The 20,841-nt window shown below is 54.2% G+C and carries 17 protein-coding genes; 12 read left to right on the plus strand and 5 right to left on the minus strand.

Annotation, left to right across the window (positions count from 1 at the left end; genetic code table 11):
* Nucleotides 1-8: 8 nt before the first annotated feature.
* Complete coding sequence (locus ETC00_RS00475) at nt 9-2,189, minus strand: histidine kinase dimerization/phospho-acceptor domain-containing protein (RefSeq protein WP_171563968.1); 2,181 nt, start codon at nt 2,187-2,189, stop codon at nt 9-11.
* On the minus strand, nt 2,167-2,859 hold the full coding sequence (locus ETC00_RS00480) for a response regulator transcription factor (protein WP_171563969.1): 693 nt from the start codon (nt 2,857-2,859) through the stop codon (nt 2,167-2,169). The genes ETC00_RS00475 and ETC00_RS00480 overlap by 23 nt, the downstream gene beginning before the upstream one ends.
* Before the next feature lie 299 nt (nt 2,860-3,158).
* Between ETC00_RS00480 and ETC00_RS00485 the strand changes: the two genes are divergently transcribed.
* On the plus strand, nt 3,159-4,025 hold the full coding sequence (locus tag ETC00_RS00485) for a transporter substrate-binding domain-containing protein (protein ID WP_171563970.1): 867 nt from the start codon (nt 3,159-3,161) through the stop codon (nt 4,023-4,025).
* A gap of 132 nt (nt 4,026-4,157) precedes the next feature.
* On the opposite strand, the gene ETC00_RS00490 is transcribed toward ETC00_RS00485, so the two are convergent.
* The 3 genes from ETC00_RS00490 to glpQ form a co-directional block, all read right to left on the minus strand.
* The gene (locus tag ETC00_RS00490; RefSeq protein ID WP_171563971.1) at nt 4,158-5,036 is read right to left on the minus strand and encodes a putative RNA methyltransferase; all 879 of its coding nucleotides are present in this window, start codon (nt 5,034-5,036) and stop codon (nt 4,158-4,160) included.
* Nucleotides 5,033-5,908: a 23S ribosomal RNA methyltransferase Erm gene (erm, locus tag ETC00_RS00495; RefSeq protein ID WP_371808860.1), complete on the minus strand. Its 876-nt coding sequence runs from the start codon at nt 5,906-5,908 to the stop codon at nt 5,033-5,035. Before erm ends, ETC00_RS00490 begins: the two co-directional genes overlap by 4 nt.
* A 427-nt stretch (nt 5,909-6,335) precedes the next feature.
* The gene (gene glpQ / locus ETC00_RS00500) at nt 6,336-7,442 is read right to left on the minus strand and encodes a glycerophosphodiester phosphodiesterase (protein WP_171563973.1); all 1,107 of its coding nucleotides are present in this window, start codon (nt 7,440-7,442) and stop codon (nt 6,336-6,338) included.
* Nucleotides 7,443-7,779: 337 nt separating this feature from the next.
* Here glpQ and ETC00_RS00505 point away from each other — a divergent pair, with 337 nt between their 5' ends.
* The 11 genes from ETC00_RS00505 to ETC00_RS00555 all read left to right on the plus strand — a co-directional run bounded on the left by ETC00_RS00505 (nt 7,780) and on the right by ETC00_RS00555 (nt 20,771).
* Nucleotides 7,780-9,174 carry a PTS mannitol transporter subunit IIBC gene (locus tag ETC00_RS00505; protein WP_171563974.1) on the plus strand — a complete coding sequence of 465 codons (1,395 nt, stop codon included), beginning with the start codon at nt 7,780-7,782 and terminating at the stop codon, nt 9,172-9,174.
* A 60-nt stretch (nt 9,175-9,234) separates the two neighbouring features.
* Nucleotides 9,235-11,343, plus strand: a complete 2,109-nt coding sequence (locus ETC00_RS00510) for a BglG family transcription antiterminator (protein WP_171563975.1) — start codon at nt 9,235-9,237, stop codon at nt 11,341-11,343.
* Nucleotides 11,344-11,345: 2 nt separating this feature from the next.
* The gene (locus tag ETC00_RS00515) at nt 11,346-11,783 is read left to right on the plus strand and encodes a PTS mannitol transporter subunit IIA (RefSeq protein WP_171564192.1); all 438 of its coding nucleotides are present in this window, start codon (nt 11,346-11,348) and stop codon (nt 11,781-11,783) included.
* Between the two features lie 2 nt (nt 11,784-11,785).
* Complete coding sequence (locus tag ETC00_RS00520; RefSeq protein ID WP_171563976.1) at nt 11,786-12,946, plus strand: mannitol-1-phosphate 5-dehydrogenase; 1,161 nt, start codon at nt 11,786-11,788, stop codon at nt 12,944-12,946.
* Nucleotides 12,947-12,964: 18 nt separating this feature from the next.
* Nucleotides 12,965-14,692 carry a phosphoenolpyruvate--protein phosphotransferase gene (gene ptsP, locus ETC00_RS00525; protein WP_171563977.1) on the plus strand — a complete coding sequence of 576 codons (1,728 nt, stop codon included), beginning with the start codon at nt 12,965-12,967 and terminating at the stop codon, nt 14,690-14,692.
* Between the two features lie 15 nt (nt 14,693-14,707).
* Nucleotides 14,708-14,965, plus strand: coding sequence for an HPr family phosphocarrier protein (locus tag ETC00_RS00530; RefSeq protein ID WP_171563978.1), 258 nt, complete (start codon nt 14,708-14,710; stop codon nt 14,963-14,965).
* Between the two features lie 226 nt (nt 14,966-15,191).
* Nucleotides 15,192-16,595 carry an alanine/glycine:cation symporter family protein gene (locus ETC00_RS00535; protein ID WP_171564193.1) on the plus strand — a complete coding sequence of 468 codons (1,404 nt, stop codon included), beginning with the start codon at nt 15,192-15,194 and terminating at the stop codon, nt 16,593-16,595.
* Between the two features lie 180 nt (nt 16,596-16,775).
* A complete protein-coding gene (locus tag ETC00_RS00540) occupies nt 16,776-17,144 on the plus strand; it encodes a hypothetical protein (RefSeq protein ID WP_171563979.1) in 369 nt (122 codons plus the stop codon).
* Between the two features lie 71 nt (nt 17,145-17,215).
* Nucleotides 17,216-19,240: a hypothetical protein gene (locus tag ETC00_RS00545; protein WP_171563980.1), complete on the plus strand. Its 2,025-nt coding sequence runs from the start codon at nt 17,216-17,218 to the stop codon at nt 19,238-19,240.
* 11 nt (nt 19,241-19,251) lie between these two features.
* Nucleotides 19,252-20,118: an ABC transporter ATP-binding protein gene (locus ETC00_RS00550; protein WP_171563981.1), complete on the plus strand. Its 867-nt coding sequence runs from the start codon at nt 19,252-19,254 to the stop codon at nt 20,116-20,118.
* Nucleotides 20,103-20,771 (plus strand): hypothetical protein, encoded by a 669-nt coding sequence (locus ETC00_RS00555; RefSeq protein ID WP_171563982.1) that lies wholly within the window; start codon nt 20,103-20,105, stop codon nt 20,769-20,771. Before ETC00_RS00550 ends, ETC00_RS00555 begins: the two co-directional genes overlap by 16 nt.
* Nucleotides 20,772-20,841: the final 70 nt, after the last annotated feature.

Below are 20,841 nucleotides of genomic sequence, written 5' to 3' on the forward strand. Positions count from 1 at the left end.
CCCCTTCGTTACGCCTTTTGAAACTCGACGATCACTTTGAACAGATCGCCGTCCAGCTCGATGGCCAGCCGCCCTCCCTGCAGTTCCATGATGCTTTTGGCGATGGCCAGTCCCAGACCGGAGCCCTCCGTGTGGCGCGATTGGTCGCCTCGTTTGAAGCGTTCAAACAGTTCGTCCGGGTCAAAATCAATCTCGTAGGCGGAGATGTTTTTCATCGTCAGCACGACGCTGTTCTCCTGTTCGGTCAGCGAAATGTAGACCCTGGTGTGGGGCAGCGCGTACTTCAGGACGTTGGTGATGAGATTTTCAAAGACTCGCCAGGTTTTTTTCCCGTCGGCCAGCGCGTGGATGTGCGGCTTTTCCGTCTGGACCCGGAACGTCAACGAGGATTCGGTAATGGCATCGTTAAACTCCGCCAGGGCCTGATTGAGCAGGGCAGCCACATTGACGCGCTCCATATGCAGCTCGACGGACCCGCTTGCCATTTTGGATGCTTCAAAGAGGTCGTCGATCAGCACCTTCAGCCTGTGGGTTTTGCGTTCCAGCACATCGATGTAGCTGCTGACCTCTTCCGGCGACAGATCGGGGCGTTTCAGCAGATTCACGTAGTTGATGATGGAAGTGAGCGGCGTTTTCAAATCGTGCGAAACGTTGCTGATCAGCTCCGTTTTGAGGCGCTCGCTCTTCATCTGACTTTCCAGGGCGTGGCGCAGTCCCAGCTTGATGTTGTTCAGGCAGCGGGCCAGATGGGCGAGATTCCCTTTGCCGCGCTCTGCGATGAGAGAATCCAGATTGCCGGCGGCCATTTCGTCCGCTCCCCGGAGAATGTTGTTCAGCAGGGCGACCCGGCTGAGGATGTACGGCAGCACGAATAGAAGGCACAGCAGCGTACAGCTTGCCCCCATCAAAAACAGCCGCTTCGATCCATAATAAAGGCTAGTCAGAACAAAACCCATGCCCGTCCCCAGGCCGATCGTCAGCACAAAGATGAGGCTGGCCTTGAAAAATACGGATCGATTGGCGAAGCTCTCAGCCAGTAGCGTGCGGAATTTGCGATACAAGCTGGACTCCCACTGCTGCCGAATGAGCGTGTGGTCGTTGATTAAACGCCATGCCTCGCTTGCGTTGATCCCCAGATAGGCGATGCATGCCGCCGTAAAGGAAAGCGTTGTCACATGTTTCAGGCCGATGGGAAAATAGAAGAACGATTCGTCCCTGACCCAGCTCAGTGTGACCAGCCCGACCGTGAGAACTGTCGCAACTCTTGCATCGAGGGGAACCCGCCGCAACAAGGAGGCGCATCTGTCGACAAGCGGGAAATCCCACGGACTGCGCTTCCGCAGATAAACGAAGAGTCCAACTGCCGCGATAACACTTACGACCAACAGGATACATTCGTTCAGCAGTCGCTCCCGTATGCCGAGCGCATAGGTGTAATCGTCTTGAAAACGTGAGTACCCCGCGGCTGCCTGGGGGATAATGAAATACCCTTCGAGATTGTTGGTGAGAAAGAATTCATTCGCCTGCTGTATCGACCAATTTTTCGGCGAAGCCAGCGGGAAATGAATCGAGTAAGCCGCCTTTTTTTGCAGGTCCCGGATGATGTTGAGGTCGGAGGAATGGTTGGTGTAGACTTTGCCCGTATTCCGATCCTTGATGTAGTATTTGATCGTGTCGCCTTGTGCGGCCAACGCGTTTTTCGCCTGTTCATATGCTCGATCCCGGGCCACTTCCCATGACTTGATCTGCTCATCCATCTGCTGTTGAAGTTCCTGCTTCACTCGGGCCAGTTCCTGATCGCGCGCCTGCGCGAGTCTGCCGGCTTCGGCGTGATTGCCGCTGCGCTCTGCCTCCATGATGTCGGCTGCATATCGTTCTGCAATTTCCGCTTCTTTCTCCCGGAGATCGGCCGCAAACGTCTCGCGGATTTGCTCCGGCGTTTTGGTGCCCGCCTCTTCCGTTTCGATCAGATAGGGATCATTCTTCTCCTTGAAATGAACCATGATGGCCAGGTGAACGACCTCCGCCAGTTCCTGGTGAAAAGACGGGCTGCGAAAGTAGTAATCCTTGTCCAGGTATTCGCGGTGCCGAATCACATCTGCGGTCGCCAGCAAGGCCAGAGCCGACAGGTGGACAAGCAGGACCAGCGCGATGACCGGCCCGTATTTATTTTTCAATCTTGTAGCCAATGCCCCACACCACCTTGAGATATTGAGGTTCTTTCGGGTTGATCTCGATTTTTTCGCGAATTCTTCTCACGTGCACGGCTACCGTGTTATCCGCGTTCAGGCACGGCTCCTTCCACACTTTTTCGTAAATCTCTTCGATCGAAAAGACCCTGCCCCGATTCTCCATCAATAGCTCCAAAATCTTGTATTCCGTAGGGGTGAGCCTTGTTTCCTCGCCGTCCACGTACACGGTTTTTTCCCGCTTGTTCAAGACGAGTCCCCGCACCCGGATTTCATCTTCACTGGCGATGTAGTTGCCCAGTTGGGTGTAACGCCTCAACTGCGATTTCACCCGGGCGACAAGCTCCAGCGGATTGAACGGTTTGGTCACGTAATCGTCGGCACCGACGGTCAGCCCCAGAATCTTGTCGGTGTCTTCCGATTTGGCCGACAGCATGATGATCGGGATGTTTTTGCTCTCCCGAATGGCAAACGTCGTTTTGATCCCGTCCATCTCCGGCATCATGATGTCCAGGATGATCAGATGAACCTCTTCCTGCTCCAAAACCGCCAGGGCCTCCTGCCCGTTTCCTGCTTTCAGCACACGGATGTCTTCGTTTTTCAGATAGATTTCGATTGCGTCCCGGATTTCCGCTTCGTCGTCCACGACCAGGACATTGTACGTTGGCATGATCATCACCCGTCTTGCTTGGTTAAATGTGTCGTGTACCTGAGCCCCTTCTATCTTACCGAGAATGTTTTACAAATCACCTTGGGAAATCCTTACAAAATTCTTACGAAATGGTCCCGACCTTCCGCGTCGGCGGGGAGGCTGGCCTTCATTTTTCAATTTGTGTTAATCTTTTCGCATATTTTAACACGGAAAAAAGTAACAAAACATGTAGGGAGGGGAGAGCCCCTGCTTGACAGCCCGCAAAGCAAGATCGACAAGAGAAACTGACAAAACGGCTACAAGGGAGGAGAACGACAATGAAAAAATGGAAAAGCATGCTGATTGCAGGAACAGTGGCGGTTTCCCTGGCGGGAACGGGCTTGGCCGCTTATGTGACCGCCGCAGGTGCCCAACAGGCCCAACCGGCGGCGACCGTCGCGGATAGCGCCGCAAAGCAGGAAGCCAAGAAAAAATTCGAATCCCGGCTGGATGAAATCATCGCGAGAGGGTACATCCGCATCGGAACCACCGGAGATTACAAGCCGTTTACATATCTCAACCCGAAAACAGGCCAATACGAAGGGTACGACATCGACGCGATGAAAGAGTTCGCCAAAAGCCTGGGCGTGGAAGCCCGCTTTGTGCAAACTTCCTGGCCGACACTGATGAACGATCTGCTCGCCGACAAGTTTGACATTGCCGTGGGCGGCGTGACCCGCAACACCGACAGACAGAAAACTGCCCACTTGAGCGAGGGGTACGTGCAGTTCGGCAAAGTGCCGCTCATCCGCGCGGAAGACAAGGACAAGTACAAAACCATCGAGGACATCAACAAACCGAACGTCCGCATCGGCGTCAACCCGGGTGGAACCAACGAAAGTTTCGTGCGTGAATATCTGCCGAATGCAAATGTAACCGTGGTGCAAAACAACCTCGACATCCCGGGTCTGGTGGCCAACGGCACCTACGACGTCATGATCACCGACACCTTTGAAGCGATTGTGTACGCGAAAAACGATCCGCGTCTGTACGCCGCCCGCGTGAACGATCCGTTCACCAAAAGCGAAAAAGCTTACATGATCCGGCGCGGCGACTTCATCTTCGCCAGCTACCTGGACGTATGGCTCGACGAAATGAAGCTGCAGGGCAAATTTGACGAGCTGTACAAAAAATGGGTCGAGTAGCACCCGGCTCCCATTACCATGACACGAAGAAAAGAGGGCATGTTCCATCGCGAGGAACATGCCCACTTTTGTATGAAAAAACGGCCCGGATGATCGTGCCATCCGGGCCGTTTCTTTATCACATGCCTAGGGTTATTGTTTTTTACCCACCAGCACCGCGATATCGACGGTCACATAGGAAATGCCTGCATGAAGCGCCTTTTCCAGATTTTCTTCCGCCGTGCCCCAGGAGAGGGGCGTCATGTGAATCAGGTGCGTCAGGCTTGTTTGATCCAGCCGTTTGCCGCAGCGAATGTGAAAGGTCTGAACCAGGGGGAAGTGCGACCGGAAATGGCTGACCACATGGTCGTTGGAATAGGCATGCCGGTCTGTCTGCTCGTAGAACAGCGCTCGCAATTCCTGGAGGTAGTCGGGGCCGGGAACCACCTTGATCAGGAGACCGTCATCGCGAAGCATCCGGGTAAATTCCGTATAGTTGGACGGGGAGAGGATGTTCAGGATGACGTCGAACTGCTTGTCCGCGAAGGGACTACGCGCCAGATCGGCCACGCACCAGATCAGGCCGGGATACTCCTTCGCAGCGAGATGTATCCCGTCTTTGGAAAGATCCATGCCGACCCCCACGATCGCTCGTTCCGCCGTCATACCCAGGCTTGTTGTCAAACCAGCCAGGTGGGAGCCTTCCCCGCACCCGACGTCCAGTATGCGGAGGGTGCGGGTGTCTTTGGTTTCACGGCTGACGATGTCCCGGATCTGCTCGATTACTTCGTCAAAGAAACCGTTTCGGCACATCGCCTGTCTGGATTCGAACACTGCTTTGCCGTATTTCGACGGTCTTGCCGTTCGTGACAGCAAGTGAATATATCCGTGTTTGGAGAGGTCAAAGCAGTGACGGTTCGTACAGATCAAACTGTTGGACTCGTTCATATTCATGCCGGCGCTGCACAGGGGACACCTGAACATCTCACTGTGCTGCCGAAAGAGGCGGGCGGCCCGCTCGATTTTTTTCATGTGGTCCACCCCGCTTTAGGTACCCTCGGCCAGCGGTGCGGGTCCACATAATGTCGCATGGCATCATACGTGAGGGCCCACTGCGTTTCATTCAACGAGCAGATCGGCTCGTTCCGATCGATTCCCAGATTTCTCGTCAAACGCGTGATTTGGGGAACCGTGAATATGCCGCTCAAGGCCTCGCGCACGGGCATGTACGGAGAGCGCAGGGCATGCAGGGCCAGCCCCATAAAGCGGCGATGTTCCCCGATCGCCACAGGCGGCCTGCTTTTTCTGCTGATCAGCAAAATGGCCGCATTCACCCGAGGCGGAGGTGAAAAATGAACGGAAGAAACGGTTTGCACGAAGGTGATATCAAACCACATGCGCCAACCCAGAATCCGCGGGTTGGTGATCGGATCAGCCGTAAACCGGCGAGCCGCCCCGTATTCGACGATCAGCACGGCACGTTGGAACGGCATTGCCGGCTGATCCATCAGTTTTCCGAGAATGGGAGTCGTAATGGAAAAGGGAATGTTGGAAACCACCACGAACGGCTCCCTGGGCAGCGTACACTTCAGCACATCGTTTTCAATGATCCGTATATGGTCGGCTTCACCGCATTTCTTCCGCAGCTTTTCTGCGAATGCCGGGTCGTTCTCAATTGCCAGTACCCGCAACCCTTCTTGTGCCAGCGGCATCGTAATGGCACCGGTTCCGGCGCCGATGTCCAGCACAAGGGAGTGCGGCTTGGTTTCAGCGAGCTGGATCATGCGGCGAACCAGTCGCTTGCTGCAAATCAAATGTTGGCCGGAACTGTTGGGACCGTATTTGCCTGTCCCTTGCGTTCCTCGGTTCCCGTTTTTTTGCGATATTCGGCTGTTTTTGGACACAAAAAAGCACCTCATTCATTCGTAATCGGGAATGAATAAAGGTACAGCACAAATAAACCCGACCCATTGTCAAATGTTGGCCGAGCCTACATGTTCTGTACCTTCCATTACCGAATCCGAATGAAATAGATGCCTGTGTAACGCAACATGTATGAGTGTCCTCCATCTTGGTTTTATCAGCCGCCAGGACAATTTGATTATACCAGTGCACGGGTGTGCCGTTCAATCGTTGCCCGATTTTTCCGATACGGGCGGTGTCGGGATAGAGGGCCGTTTTGATCTCGTCACCGGGAACGGATGCTCGGATGATCGGGGAGTGAGACAGTTGCAAACAGCAGTCTGTGCCTACCGTCTGCGAGCTGCGGCAGTGTGGTCAGGGGGAAGCGCCACGGGAATCGCAACGCTCCCCGCTTTTCGTTGGGCCTGGTCAGTTTTGACTGTACCCGTTTGCCCGGAATTCAGCCCTGCGTAAAAACTGGACGGCCCGGTCAGGGAAGTCGGTAAAGACGCCGTCGACATCGGCAGTAAAGTAGAACAGGTCGAGCAGTTCTTCAAAGCTGGCCGCAAAGGCGGGGATTTGCCCGTCGTCCAGGCGGAACGTGTAGGGATGCACCTCCAGTCCGGCGGCGTGGGCTTCTTTGACCAGATTGGTGATGTTCAGGCGATCCCTCGTTGAATCTTCCCGGATGACCATCGGCCACCACGGCCCGACGCCGTCCGCGTACTCGGCGATCTTCTTCATTGCCCCTGGTTGAAACATCCAGTCGTAATCATAAGGGACGGCCTTGCCGTTTTGATAAACCATCGTTTCGTTCCAGTCGTTCACGGCCATCAACTGCACCAGCTTTACGTCCATCTGCAGCTTGGGGAGGAGTTCGTCGTGAATGCGCTTGGTTTCATTCGGGTCAAAACACTGCACGTAGACCTTGTCGTCGCGGCTGTCGTATCCGTACGATTTCAGCACCTTCAGCACGGCGAGACTGATGTCCTTGCCTTCATGCCGGTGGAACCACGGGGCTTTGATTTCCGGGTAAATACCGACGTTTCTGCCCGTGCTCTTGTTCAATCCCTGGATCAGCTCGATTTCTTCTTCCAGCGTACTGATCTGAAACGAGGATTTCCACATCGGAAAGCGCCCTTCGTAATTGGGAACCTGTGCACCGTTTTTGAGGTCGAAGCCTTCCGTCACACGCAGACGCTTGATTTCGTCCAGCGTAAAATCAATGACGTAATACCGTCCGTCCGCCCGCTTTCTGTCCGGATAGACCTCAGCCACGTTGGTCACCCTGTCCAGATAGTGGTCGTGCAGGATGACGAGCCTGTCATCCTTTGTCATGACGACGTCCTGTTCGATGTAATCAGCCCCCATGGCATATGCCATCGCCTTCGCTTCCAGCGTGTGCTCCGGCAGATAGCCGCTGGCGCCGCGATGGGCGATCACCAGCTTTTGTTCCTGGGCATGGCTGGTGCTGGTGTACCCCAGTCCGCAGCTCAACGTAAGAAGCAGCACGAGAGACGACAATACCTTTTTCATTCGCATTCCCCCTGTTTCAGTGTGTTGCCGGCAGCGGAGCATAAAAAAGATTCACATACTCCAACAAGCGTTTGACACGCAAGGGAATATTGTGAATCTCCGTCATCTCCGCCACAAATATTCAAAATATTTTGTTATTTAAAATATACAGGCGTAACCCCATGTTGTCAACCAGAAAATGCCAAGTCAGACTATTAACTTTTGTCAACAACTTAATGGACAAATGCCCACTTTCATTTTGTTGAGACCGGAATGTAAACGCTTTATATTTGTATTAGGAGTCGTACAATTAAATTTTGTCAACAATATAGAGAAAAAAGAAGGGGGATGCAGCAAGATGGAGAGCGGACTTCGCGTCTCTGTGCAGAAGTTTGGGCGTTTTTTAAGCGGCATGGTCATGCCCAACATTGGCGCGTTTATCGCCTGGGGCTTGATTACGGCGCTGTTTATTCCGACGGGCTGGCTGCCCAATGAACATATGGCCAAACTGGTTGGCCCGATGATTACCTATCTGCTGCCGCTGTTGATCGGTTACACGGGCGGCAAGATGATTCACGACGTGCGCGGTGGCGTCGTTGGTGCGGTCGCTACCATGGGTGTCGTCGTGGGTGCCGACATCCCGATGTTTCTGGGTGCCATGATCATGGGGCCGCTTGGCGGCTGGGTCATGAAAAAGCTGGACCAGTTGATCGAAGGGAAAGTGCGCTCCGGCTTTGAGATGCTGGTCAACAACTTCTCTGCCGGTATCGTCGGCGGGTTGTTGACACTGCTGGCGTTCAACGCGATCGGGCCGGTCGTGGCCAGCTTGAGCAAAGCGCTTGCTTCCGGCGTACAAGCGATTGTGGATGCCGGACTGCTGCCCTTGGCCAGCATCCTGATCGAACCGGCCAAGATCCTGTTCCTGAACAACGCGATTAACCACGGCATTCTCAGCCCGATCGGACTGGATCAGGCGGCGAAGGCCGGACAGTCGATTTTCTTCCTGCTGGAGACCAACCCGGGACCGGGGCTTGGCATCCTGCTGGCCTACTGGCTGGTGGGCAGGGGCACGGCGAAACAATCGGCACCCGGTGCGGCGATCATCCACTTCCTGGGCGGCATTCACGAGATTTACTTCCCGTACATCCTGATGAATCCACGCCTGCTGCTGGCCGTCATCGGCGGCGGAATGACCGGAGTCTTTACCTTTACACTGTTAAATGCGGGCCTTGTGGCGCCGCCATCGCCGGGCAGCGTATTCGCCCTGAGCGCCATGGCACCCAAGGGCGGGCTGCTGCCGGTCCTGACCGGGGTCGTCGCGGCAACCGTCGTCTCCTTCCTCATCGCAGCGTTCCTGCTGAAAATGGGCGGGCAAGCTGAGAGTGAAGAAGAGCTGGAAAAAGCGACGGAAAAAATGCATCAGCTCAAAGGCAAAAAGCAAGAGGAAGCTCAAGCCGACACGGCGGTGGCGGAGAAAAAAGAAATCAAGAAAGTCGTCTTTTCCTGCGATGCCGGCATGGGTTCCAGCGCGATGGGGGCAGCGTCCCTGCGCAAGAAGTTCAAAGATGCAGGCATCGACATCACCGTCATCAATACGGCGATCAACGACATCCCGGACGACGCAGACATTGTCATCACGCACAAATCGCTGACGGAACGGGCCAAGTTGAAGGCACCAAATGCAGAACACATTTCCATCGACAACTTCCTGAACAGTCCGGAGTACGAGAAATTGGTCAAACGTTTAGGGTAAACGGAATCAACGCTAGTGCAAACTAGCGTTTTCCGGCTTTTTACAAAAGGGGATGGAACGATGAGTGTTTCCTCGAGACAACGGACGATCCTCGAGATGCTGCTGCAGGGCGGACCGGGGCTCACCGTGGGCGCGATCGCCGAGCGGATCGGGGTCAGCGCCCGGACGATCCACCGGGAACTGGACGCTCTGGAAGAGACGGTCCGCGAGCACGGCCTGCAGCTGGTGAGGAAGTCGGGGTTGGGCGTGGAGCTGCAAGGTTCGCCGGAGCAAAAGGAAGCGCTGCGCCTGGCGCTGTTTGACCTGACGACGACCGAGTACACCGCGGAAGAGCGGAAAGTGATCATTTTGTGCACGCTGCTGGAGGCGACAGAGCCGGTCAAGCTGATCTCGCTGGCGCTCGACCTGAAAGTGACGACGGCCACGATCAGTCATGATCTGGACGATCTGGAGGACGTGCTGGACAAATACGGTCTGTCGCTGGTGCGCAAGCGGGGCTATGGCGTGGAAATCCGAGGCTCCGAGTCGGCCAAGCGGCAGGCGATCAGCCGGCTGATCCTGGACCATTTGAATGAACACGAACTGATCGGGCTGATCAAGGAAAACATCCAGAACAAATCGCTGCGCGACATCGACTCCATCTCGGAGCGCCTGTTGGGGCTCGTCGACAAGGAAAAGCTGATCAAGGTGGAAAACGCCTTGAAGCGCCTGGATGACGACCTGCCGTACCCACTGGCGGACAGCGCCTACATCGGTCTGGTGATTCACCTCGCGCTCGCCGTCGAGCGGATCGAAAAGGGAGAGAACATCCACTTTGACGAACACACCTTGCACGAATTGCAGGGCACGCCGGAGTATGAGGCAGCGCAGAGAATCATGGAGCGGATGACGCACATCTTCCAGATGGACATTCCTGCCGCAGAAATCGGGTACATCACCATGCATCTGAGGGGAGCCAAACTGCGCAGCTCCCATGAGGACATCTACTGGCCGGGAAATGTGGAGCTGATGGCCAAGACACAGCGGTTTATCCGGCTCTGCGAAGATCGGCTCCAGATTCCTCTGCGGTATGACTCCTCCCTGTTTCACGGTCTGCTTACGCACATGGAGCCGGCGCTGTACCGGCTCAAGCGCCAGATGGAAATCCGCAATCCGATACTGGAGCAGATCCGGGACAATTACCCGGAATTGTTCCAGGTTGTCCGGGAGGCAGTCTCGAAGGTGTTTCCCGAGCTGCATGTGCCGGATGAAGAGATCGGCTACCTGGTGATGCACATTGGCGCGGCCGTGGAACGGACGTCACAGACGCATCGGCGCTATCGGGCGCTGGTCGTCTGCTCCAGCGGGATCGGCTCTTCCAAGATTCTGGCCACCCGGATCAAAAAAGAGATTCCGGAGATCGTCAGCCTGCAGAATCTTTCGTTGTTCGAGGTGGGGCGCATCCCCAAAAGTGAATATGACGTCATCATTTCCACCATCCCCTTGCCGATGGACCCAAGCGAGTACGTGGTGGTCAGCCCGCTGCTGCCAAAGGAGGACATCCAGAAGATCGCCTACCATCTGCACAACCTTAGTCGCTCGCGCGCATCGCGCGCCGCAGTGGCCGTTCGTGCGGACGGGGAAGGACCAAAGCAGCGCTTGAATGCGATGCACCAGTACGCCGGACATGCCGTTCAACTCCTCGACGGGTTTCAACTGCGGCGGCTGGAAGATCACAGCGATGACATCCGGGTGCTTCTGGATCAAATTTGCGGTGATTTGGTCCAGCTTGGCGTGATCCGGGAAGCCGAGCCGGTCGTCCGGCAGCTCCTGCAGCGGGAAAGACTGGGCGGTTTGGGCATTCCGGGCACGACGCTGGCGCTGTTTCACGGCAAATACGAACAGGTCGTCCGGCCGTCGTTTACCGTGCATGTGCTTTGCCAGCCGATCCTGCTGAAGTCGATGGACGAGCGGGAGATGCCGATCCATACCCTGCTGATGCTCCTGGGGCCAAGGGATGTGGCAAAAGAAGGGTTGGAAGTGCTGAGCGAGGTCAGCTCTCTTTTGATCGAGGACGAGATGATCGACGCGCTGGAAGCGGGCGACCGGCAGCGGATCGCCGACTGTCTGGCAGAAGGACTCTATCAGTTTTGTCGAAAAAAAACAGGAATGGAGAGAACGCAATCATGAGTATGGCAACCAAAGTAGTATCCAAAGAAAAAATCATGCTGAATGCAAAAGTGGCTGACAAGACGGAAGCCATCCGCCTGGCTGGCGAGCTGCTGGTGAAGGCGGGTCACGTCACGCCGGACTATGTGGACAAGATGCTCGAGCGGGAAGAGATTGTGACCACCTATATCGGAAGCGGCGTGGCCATCCCGCACGGCACCAACGAATCCAAAGAGTCCATTCGCTCGACCGGCATCTCCGTCGTGCAGATTCCAGACGGCGTCGATTTTGGGGAAGGAAACACGGCGTATCTGCTGATCGGGATTGCCGCAGTCGGTGACGAACACCTGGAGCTTCTGTCCAACATCGCGGTAATTTGCTCCGACGAGGCCAATGTCAACCGTGTTGTTCACGCGAAAACGGCAGAAGAGATTATCACGCTGTTTGAAGAGGGGATGTAATCATGCTGGCTGTTCATTTTGGAGCGGGGAACATCGGAAGAGGCTTTATCGGTCAACTGCTGCACCAGGCTGGGTACGAGGTCTGCTTCATTGATGTCAATCAGGAGCTGGTCGATGAGATCAACAGCCGCAAAGCGTACTCGGTGCAACTGGCGATGGAAGGAACACCGGTTTCCGTCGTGGAAGGTGTCCGCGCCATTCACGGCCAGGATACGGAGGCTGTCGCCGAGGCGATCGCAAAGGCCGATCTGGTCACCACGGCTGTGGGGCCCAATGTGCTGCCCCATATCGCTCCTGCCATCGCGGCGGGCATTACCCGGCGGATCGCACAATCCGATCGGCCGCTGAACGTCATCGCGTGCGAAAACATGATCGGCGGCAGTGAGCAGCTGAAAACCCACGTGTTCGCAAAGCTGGATGATATAGCCCGGGAAAAGGCACAGGAGCTGGTCGGCTTCCCCAACGCGGCCGTCGACCGCATCGTGCCGCTGCAAAAACACGAAGACAAGCTGCTGGTGACAGTGGAGCCGTTTTTCGAATGGGCTGTCGATCAATCGCGCATCATCGGGGACATCCCGCAAATCGAAGGTGTCACGTATGTAAATGACTTGACCCCCTACATTGAGAGAAAGTTGTATACTGTAAATACGGGGCATGCAGTAATTGCCTATCTGGGCTTTCAAATGGGGTATGCCGCCATTGATGAAGCGATTCGGGACGACGAGATTCTTCGCGCGACGAGGCAGGCCCTGCAGGAGACAGGAGCGCTTCTGGTCGCCAAACACGGCTTTGACAAGGGTCAGCATGAGGCGTACGTGGAAAAGATTCTTGGCCGTTTTGCCAACCCGTACATCACCGACCAGGTGACGCGCGTGGGACGTTCGCCCATTCGCAAACTGGCGCCGCAAGACCGGCTGGTTGGTCCGGCAATGCAGTGCTTCGATTACGGAATCGTGCCGGAGCACCTGGGGCTGGGGATCGCAGCCGCGCTGCTGTTTGATTTCCGGGAAGATCCCGAGGCGGTCCAATTGACGGAAGAGATCAAGCAGTTCGGACTGGAACACGTTCTCAAGACGTATACCGGCATTCGCGTGAATCACGCCCTCTTTTCCATCGTGATGAACCACGCCCGGGAGTTGCAGGCCAGAAGAAAGACAAACTAAGAGAGGAGGAGAGGGCAAGTGTCCAAAACAATTGTAGGCGTTGCCGCATCGTCCGGTGTGGCGATTGGCAAGGCGTTTGTGCTCACCAATTCCCACCTGCAAATCGAAACGGTCTCGATCGAGGACCCGTCGAGCGAAATCAAACGGTTGACGGATGCTCTGGAACAGGCGAAGGCAGAACTGCAGGAGATCAGCGAGCGCGCAGAAAGGGAAATGGGGCCGGACAAGGCGGCCATTTTCCAAGCCCATCTCCTGGTCCTGGAAGATCCAGAACTGGTGGAGACGGTGAAGGGAAAAATTACTGCGGAAAAAGTAAATGCGGAGAGCGCGCTGCATGAGACGGCGCAGATGTTCATCGAGCTGTTTGAGCAGATGGACAACGAGTACATGAAAGAGCGGGCGGCGGATATTCGCGACGTGACGAAGCGAGTACTCAGCCATTTGCTGGGCGTGAAGTTTGCGGCGCCGAGCGATCTGGCGGAAGAGGTAATTATCGTGGCGGAGGACCTGACGCCGTCGGATACCGCCCAATTGGATCGCCGCTATGTCAAAGGCTTTGTCACGGACATCGGAGGCCGTACCTCCCACTCCGCCATCATGGCCCGCTCGTTGGAAATCCCTGCGGTGGTAGGGACGAAGGACGTAACCAAGGAAGCAGCAGCCGGGGTGACGATCATTCTGGACGGGCATGAAGGACTTGTCATCATCGACCCCACGCCGGAAGAGATCGAAACATACCGGAAGAAACAGGCTGAGTACGAGCGGCAAAAGAGCGAGCTGGCCAAACTGGTTCATACCGCTACCACCAGCCAGGACGGCGTTCACGTCGAGCTGGCCGCCAACATCGGCAGTGTGCAGGATCTGGCCGGTGCTCTGGAGAACGGAGCGGAAGGCGTCGGGCTGTTCCGCACGGAATTCCTCTACATGGGGCGGGATGATTTCCCGTCGGAGGACGAGCAGTTCCAGGCCTACAAGCAGGTGCTGGAGCAAATGGGTGAAAAGCCCGTCGTGATCCGCACCCTTGACATCGGCGGGGACAAGCATTTGTCCTACATGAACCTGCCGCAAGAGATGAACCCGTTCCTGGGATTCCGCGCCATTCGCCTCTGCCTGGAGCAGCAGGACCTGTTCCGGACACAGCTTCGCGCTCTGCTGCGGGCAAGCGCTTACGGCAATCTGAAAATCATGTTCCCGATGATTGCCACCCTGGAAGAGTTCCGGCAGGCCAAAGCGGTGCTGGAAGAAGAGAAACAAGCCCTGCTTGAAAAGGGCATCGCCGTATCGGAACAGCTGGAAGTGGGCATCATGATCGAGATTCCGGCGGCAGCGATGATCGCCGATCTGTTTGCCAAGGAAGTGGACTTTTTCAGCATCGGCACCAACGATCTGATTCAGTACACGATGGCGGCCGACCGGATGAACGAGCGCGTCTCCTACCTGTACCAGCCCTATCATCCCGCTGTGCTGCGCCTGATCCACCGCGTCATCCAGGCAGCTCATGCGGAAGGCAAGTGGGTCGGCATGTGCGGCGAAATGGCCGGCGATCCAGTGGCCATCCCGATTCTGCTGGGCATGGGACTGGACGAGTTCAGCATGAGCGCCGGCAGCATCCTGCCCGCACGCTATCAGATCAGCCGCTTGTCCAAGGAGGCAGCGGCGGCTTACACGGACACCATCTTGTCGATGAGCACGTCGCAAGAAGTGGAAGCATTTGTTCGCAAAACCTTTGCAGGAAACAGCATGTAAGGAAGGTGTACATTCATGATCGAAAAGAAAGTGGTCGTCGAGCTGCCGCACGGTCTGCACGCGAGACCGGCAGCCAATTTTGTGCGTCTGGCATCGTCCTTTGCCAGTGAGATCAAGATTGTCAAAAACGAAAAAACAGCCAACGGAAAAAGCATCATGGGCATTATGTCCATGGCGGTCGCCAAAGGCGAGGAAATTACGCTGATTGCCGACGGTGCCGACGAAGCGGAAGCTATCGCGGCTCTGGAGAAGGCGCTGAAGGAAGAGGCGTAACTGCATCTGCCGGTTACGGCCTAGCGAACACTCTGTCCGGTGAGGACAGGGTGTTCTTTTGTTGTCGTGGTGGGAGTAATTTCCTTGCCGCGACATATATGTTGGCAGGGTTTCATTTTGAAAGTTTTGTGATAAACTATCTTTTGTATTAACTTTTGATATATTCATATATTCAGGCTGTGGGGTGATTGGTCTAGTGTCGTTCCTTTTTGAATTATCAGAAAAAATGATTGCGGTAACAAACGATTTGCTCTGGTCCAAGATTTTGATCGCCTTGTTGATTGTGGTAGGCATCTATTTTACTTTACGTACAAAGTTTGTACAGTTCCGATTGGCGGGCGAAATGTTCCGTCTCCTCGGAGAAGGCGCAACGGACAAGAAAAAGGGGAGCATCTCGTCCTTTCAAGCATTCTGTATCAGCACCGCATCCCGGGTCGGGACCGGGAATCTCGCTGGTGTGGCCATGGCGATTTCCGTCGGCGGCCCCGGTGCGGTGTTCTGGATGTGGCTGATCGCCCTGATCGGTTCGGCGTCCGCCTTTGTGGAAAGCACGTTGGCGCAAATTTATAAAGTGAAAGATAAAGACGGCTTCCGCGGCGGCCCTGCCTACTACATGGAAAAAGGGCTGAAAAAGCGCTGGATGGGCATTCTGTTCGCCATACTGATCACGTTCTGCTTTGGTCTCGTCTTCAATGCCGTGCAGGCCAACACGATTTCGCAGGCGTTTCAGACGGCGTATGGCGTTCCTCCTGTCGTGATGGGGCTGATTCTGGCGGCCATTACGGGCTTCATCGTCTTTGGCGGTGTCAAGCGTGTGGCAAAAGTCGCCGAATTCCTCGTCCCGTTCATGGCGGGCGCGTACGTCCTGGTGGCGCTGTACGTGGTCGTGACCAACATCACCCAACTGCCGGGCGTTCTGCTCCTGATCGTCAAATCTGCGTTCGGCCTGGAACAGGTTGCCGGCGGCGGAATGGGCGCTGCGCTGATGCAGGGAATCAAGCGCGGTCTCTTCTCCAATGAGGCGGGGATGGGGAGCGCGGCCAATGCTGCGGCCACCGCTGATGTGACCCACCCGGCCAAACAAGGGCTGATTCAAGCGCTGGGCGTGTTTGTCGACACGCTGGTGGTTTGCAGCGCGACGGCGTTTATCGTGCTTCTGTCCGGCATGTACACGACAGAGGGGCTGGACGGCATCGCTCTGACGCAAGCGGCGCTCAGTACGCATGTGGGCGCATGGGCGAGTGTGTTTGTCGCTTTAATCGTATTCCTGTTTGCCTTCAGTTCGGTCATCGGCAACTACTATTACGGGGAGACCAACATCGAGTTCATCAAGACCGACAAAACCTGGTTGACACTCTACCGCCTGGCTGTGGTCGGCATGGTGATGTTTGGGGCCGTGGCGAAAATCAGCATCGTCTGGGATCTGGCCGACCTGTTTATGGCGTTCATGGCGCTGTTGAATCTCGTTGCGATCGCGTTGTTGGGAAAAGTCGCGTTCGCCGCATTGAACGATTATACGAAACAATTGAAGTCCGGTCAAAATCCGGTTTTCCGTGCCAGCAACATTCCTGGGCTGTCTGAGGTGGAATGCTGGCAGGAAGACAAGGCAAAGAACACGATGGCGTCGTAACAGCCGGATAAGTGAAAGAAAAAAGCGGGAGCAATCCCGCTTTTTTCGTGTTCATACAGCTTGTTTATTTACAGAAAAATAAATATATTTTAACTTTGTTGCTTTCTATTTACTCCAAAAAATGGTATGTGATAATTTAAGTGTAACCATTTTACAAAATTTATAAATTTATGGAGGGGATTGAAAACGAGAAAAAAATTGGTTAGTACTGTGTTTTTGTGTGCTGTCATGGCTACCGGTGCTGTATCTGCAGCAACTTCTTCTACGACGCTCAGCAACACTCAAGATGTTGCCACAGGAAGCCTAATTTACCAAGGAAGCGGTAATGGAAAACTTAAAGGAAATCTCACTAAAGGTTCAGATATGTACTCCAAAGCAAGAATGGTACACAAGATGTGGCCAGATGAGACAATAGCATCTCTTAAACTCACTTCTTCTGCACCGAGTAAAAGTATAAACGTAACTTTGTCTAGTGCAGATAATGCTTACTATGTGCAATTGGAGCAAATCAGTGGCGGCGCAGAAGGAAACGGAAGTTTGACAAACTAACAGTTACGGAAAAAAATGGAGGTATCTCTTTCATATAGAGATACCTCCATAGTTGTAAGAGGAAGGCGGTTGTGGGTGTGCGATTATTCACGGCAATAGTCCGGATGGAAGTAAGGCTTTTTTTGCGAGGATTCTGGTTGTGGGCTGTGATTGCAGCGTTACTGGCGTATCTTTCATTCGGATACCATGTTTTTTTTGAAAAGGATATGCTGGGGGCGGGACAGCTTCTCCAGGCATCCTCGTTTATCGTGATGGGATGTGCGCTGGTGGGAATGATTTCGGGGATCATCATGGCCCAGCGCGAACAGGCAGCCCGGTTTGAAGAGGTGCTGGAGGCATTGCCGGGCAATACGGTGCGCGCCTTTGGCAAAATGACAGCGTGGGCAATCATTGTGAGTATGGTCATGTGCATGGCGATTGCCTATGTGCTTGCTTTATACATCATGTCAGGCAGCCAGCTGATTTTGTATTGGAAGATGACGGTCAGCTACATGCTGCTTTATTGGGGGGTTACGTTACTGTCAGGAGGAATCCTGGGCTATGCCTTGGAAAGATTGATCGGCTCGTATTGGACATATCCGGTCGTATTTGTCATTTGGATCCTGACCAGCCCCTATAACACCTTATTGCTGCCCAGGCGCATTGCTCCTGTGTTTAATCAGGGAGAGCTTGATCCGAACGCGACGTATAATGACTTCCAGGGTCTTGCTGTCACCAGTGAAGCGTTTTTTCGGCATCTCCTATTGCTGCTGCTGGCCGGTGCGCTGTTTTTCCTGGCGGCCCTGTATCGTCGCTTACGGGAACTGCCGCATCTGGAAAAGCGGATCTATCAGGGAATGGCGGTGGTGCTGCTCATTTCCGGCTTGAGTGTGATCCTGCTTGCCAATCAACAGTCCATGCTAGATGTAGACAAGCTGTTTGAATTAAACGAAAAGGATTGGGATTTCTATAAAAATCAAAAGCGGCATCTGGATAGTCCGGCAGCGTTTCAGGTACAGAAATACAAGATCGCGCTTACTCATGATCAGGACAGGATTACATATGTTGCTGACGTGCTGCTTGACCTCTCTGATTATCGTCAGGAATGGATGGACTTTACCCTGTATCACGGCTTGCAGGTGAAGCGGGTGACGGCAGGCGGGCAGGATGTGGAGTGGCGGCAGGCAGGAGACCAGGTCTTGGTACGTCAAAATCCCGCAGTACAATCGCTTGCGCTTACGTTTGAGATTAGCGGAAATACGGGATACAAAAATCCGATTGACCACCATACGTTTTATCTCAGTTCATCTTTCCCCTGGTATCCGATTCCCGGGAACTATACCATTGGGGAAATCAATCCTGAGCGGAACCTCCAGATGAAAAACCTGGAGCTTCCGTATGAAGTTCATTTTGAAGTGACCGTAACCGAAACCCAGCAAGTGTACAGCAACCTGCCGCAGAAGAAGCACAACCAGTTTGCAGGGACGGCACGGGGCGCAACCTTGGTGCTGGGAAGGATGCTGGAGACATATGCAGATGGGTATCGCATCGTGGGTCCTCCTGATTTGCTCATGCAGGCGCCGCGGGTGATTCCTGCCCTCAGAAAAGAGGTAGCGAAGATGAGTCACGCTCTGGGACAACAAGAGCCCGTCCTGCCCAAGCAGATTTTTCTGGTTCCCATTTCTTGGGAGGTAAATGTTCATGCTATGGAGGTCACATCGGATCAGCTGTTGTTGGATGCAAAAGCCTTTCGAGTATTTATTGACTCGCCAGAAGCGCACTTTGCCTCTGCACGAGAGGTCTTTCTAGCCTTTTTTTGGCACAATCAGTATCGGGAAGTGGATGGGATCGCCCCCATTTTTCTTGCTGCATTATATGACCACCTCCATTCAGTGGATAAAAAAAGGTCGCATCTGACCTGGATAGCCGAGCTCGATTACCCACCTGAATACAGCGAGATGGTGAAGGCGAAAGAACTGGCCAAACAATATATCCAGCTGGCTGAGAAGCAGCGGGATGAACTGATGGACAAGCTGCCTGACTGGTACGATGCGGTCACCAAAGGCAATGTCGGATTGGATCTGTTTCATGATTACCTAAAACATGCCAAAAAGTGAGGATGCTTTTTATGGGAACATTGGTGATTGACCAGGTAACGAAGTCTTTTCACAGACAAAAGGCGTTGCACAACGTTGAGCTGCAAATACCGCCCGGCTTGTTCGGCTTGTTGGGTCCCAACGGTGCAGGCAAGACAACGCTCATGCGGATTATCGCCACGATCTTGCAGCCGGATTCGGGAACGATCCAGTATAACGGGATCGACTGGCGGCATAATTCGCGGGAGGTTCGCCGCATTCTCGGATATCTGCCGCAGCACTTTGGGGCTTTTCGCAATATCAGTGCAATAGAGTTCCTGGACTACATCGGAATCCTGAAGGGGCTTGATGAGAAAACGGAGCGGAAACGGCAGATTGAAGCTGTGCTGGCTGATGTAAACCTGACCGAGCATGCCAAAAAGAAAGTAGGCACGTTTTCCGGCGGGATGCTTAGAAGGTTGGGGATTGCCCAAGCACTCCTCGGGAACCCACAAATTGTCATGGTCGATGAGCCGACAGCAGGATTGGACCCGGAGGAGCGGATTCGGTTTCGCATGTTATTACGCAGGTGTGCGCAAAACAGAACCGTTATCTTATCGACGCACATATTGGAAGATATTCAGACTACCTGTGATGGTCTGGCAGTTCTGAAACAGGGGAATGCTCATCAATTTTCCGATATGCAGGACTTGGCTGCAAAGGCAAGAGGACGCGTATGGAAGCTGACTGTGAAAGCGGAAGACTACGATAAGTTTGCCAGTACGTATAAAATCATCTCCACGCTGGGGACGGCATCGGGGATGGACATTCGCCTGCTGTCCGATCAGCGCCCAAGCCAGGATGCCGAGCCGGTAGAGCCTACGGTAGAAGAGGGGTATCTGACTTGGATAAACACCTGAGAATGCCGACGTTGCGGTCAGATATACAGGGAATGGGATGGATGTTTGCCTTGCCGATTGTGGTCTTGTTCGTGGCTGCGCTCTACATCTACATCACAGATGCGGGATATGAGAAACCGCTGATCCTTACAGAAGTGAAACAGGCATTGGGGATTTTACCTCTTCCCCTCGTTTCGCTTTGGGTTATCGGCCTGTTTCGTGACCTCGTGAAGCCAGATAGCAAGGAATTGCTTTTATCCTTGCCGGTGAATGAACTCACCTTTGGTTTGCTGCGCGTGTTCAGGGTGCTCGCTCTCTACCTGCTGGTATTTTGGGTGCCCACCTCGTATCTGATGGCGCACACGCGGGAAACAATCACGGCGGCAGACATTTACTTGCCAATGGTGGCAATCTTGTTTCTGGTTTCGTTATCCTTTGCGCTGATCTTGTTGGTCAAAAGCGTGGAGGTATGCCTGACGATCATCGGCGTCTATTGTACCATGTCATATATGATGAGAGGGGGAGGAATGGGCACTCTCTATGTGTTCCACTGGTCGCTTCCCAAACCATATGCCGCTTCTGCATCAGTGGCATGGACACTGGCGGTCGGCAGCATTTGTTTGCTGATCGTGGGACAATGGCTCCTGTACAGACGGGAATACTTGATAAAATGAGCATCTGATAATGTTCGGATTTTGGTTGTCTGACGACTGTGTTGGTACATGTTATTCGCCTGTTTTTCGT

Origin of the sequence: Brevibacillus sp. MCWH (genome assembly GCF_013096935.1) — a bacterium.
GTDB classification, from domain to species: Bacteria; Bacillota; Bacilli; order Brevibacillales; family Brevibacillaceae; genus Brevibacillus; species Brevibacillus aydinogluensis.

Bases quoted from the DNA above. Each gene is read 5' to 3' on its own strand.
- ETC00_RS00550 (WP_171563981.1), top strand. From the start codon at position 19,252: ATGGGAACATTGGTGATTGACCAGGTAACGAAGTCTTTTCACAGACAA.
- glpQ (WP_171563973.1), bottom strand. From the start codon at position 7,442: ATGAAAAAGGTATTGTCGTCTCTCGTGCTGCTTCTTACGTTGAGCTGC.
- ETC00_RS00505 (WP_171563974.1), top strand. From the start codon at position 7,780: ATGGAGAGCGGACTTCGCGTCTCTGTGCAGAAGTTTGGGCGTTTTTTA.
- ETC00_RS00510 (WP_171563975.1), top strand. From the start codon at position 9,235: ATGAGTGTTTCCTCGAGACAACGGACGATCCTCGAGATGCTGCTGCAG.
- ETC00_RS00530 (WP_171563978.1), top strand. From the start codon at position 14,708: ATGATCGAAAAGAAAGTGGTCGTCGAGCTGCCGCACGGTCTGCACGCG.
- ETC00_RS00480 (WP_171563969.1), bottom strand. From the start codon at position 2,859: ATGCCAACGTACAATGTCCTGGTCGTGGACGACGAAGCGGAAATCCGG.
- ETC00_RS00485 (WP_171563970.1), top strand. From the start codon at position 3,159: ATGAAAAAATGGAAAAGCATGCTGATTGCAGGAACAGTGGCGGTTTCC.
- ETC00_RS00520 (WP_171563976.1), top strand. From the start codon at position 11,786: ATGCTGGCTGTTCATTTTGGAGCGGGGAACATCGGAAGAGGCTTTATC.
- ETC00_RS00490 (WP_171563971.1), bottom strand. From the start codon at position 5,036: ATGAAAAAAATCGAGCGGGCCGCCCGCCTCTTTCGGCAGCACAGTGAG.
- ETC00_RS00535 (WP_171564193.1), top strand. From the start codon at position 15,192: ATGATTGCGGTAACAAACGATTTGCTCTGGTCCAAGATTTTGATCGCC.
- ETC00_RS00515 (WP_171564192.1), top strand. From the start codon at position 11,346: ATGGCAACCAAAGTAGTATCCAAAGAAAAAATCATGCTGAATGCAAAA.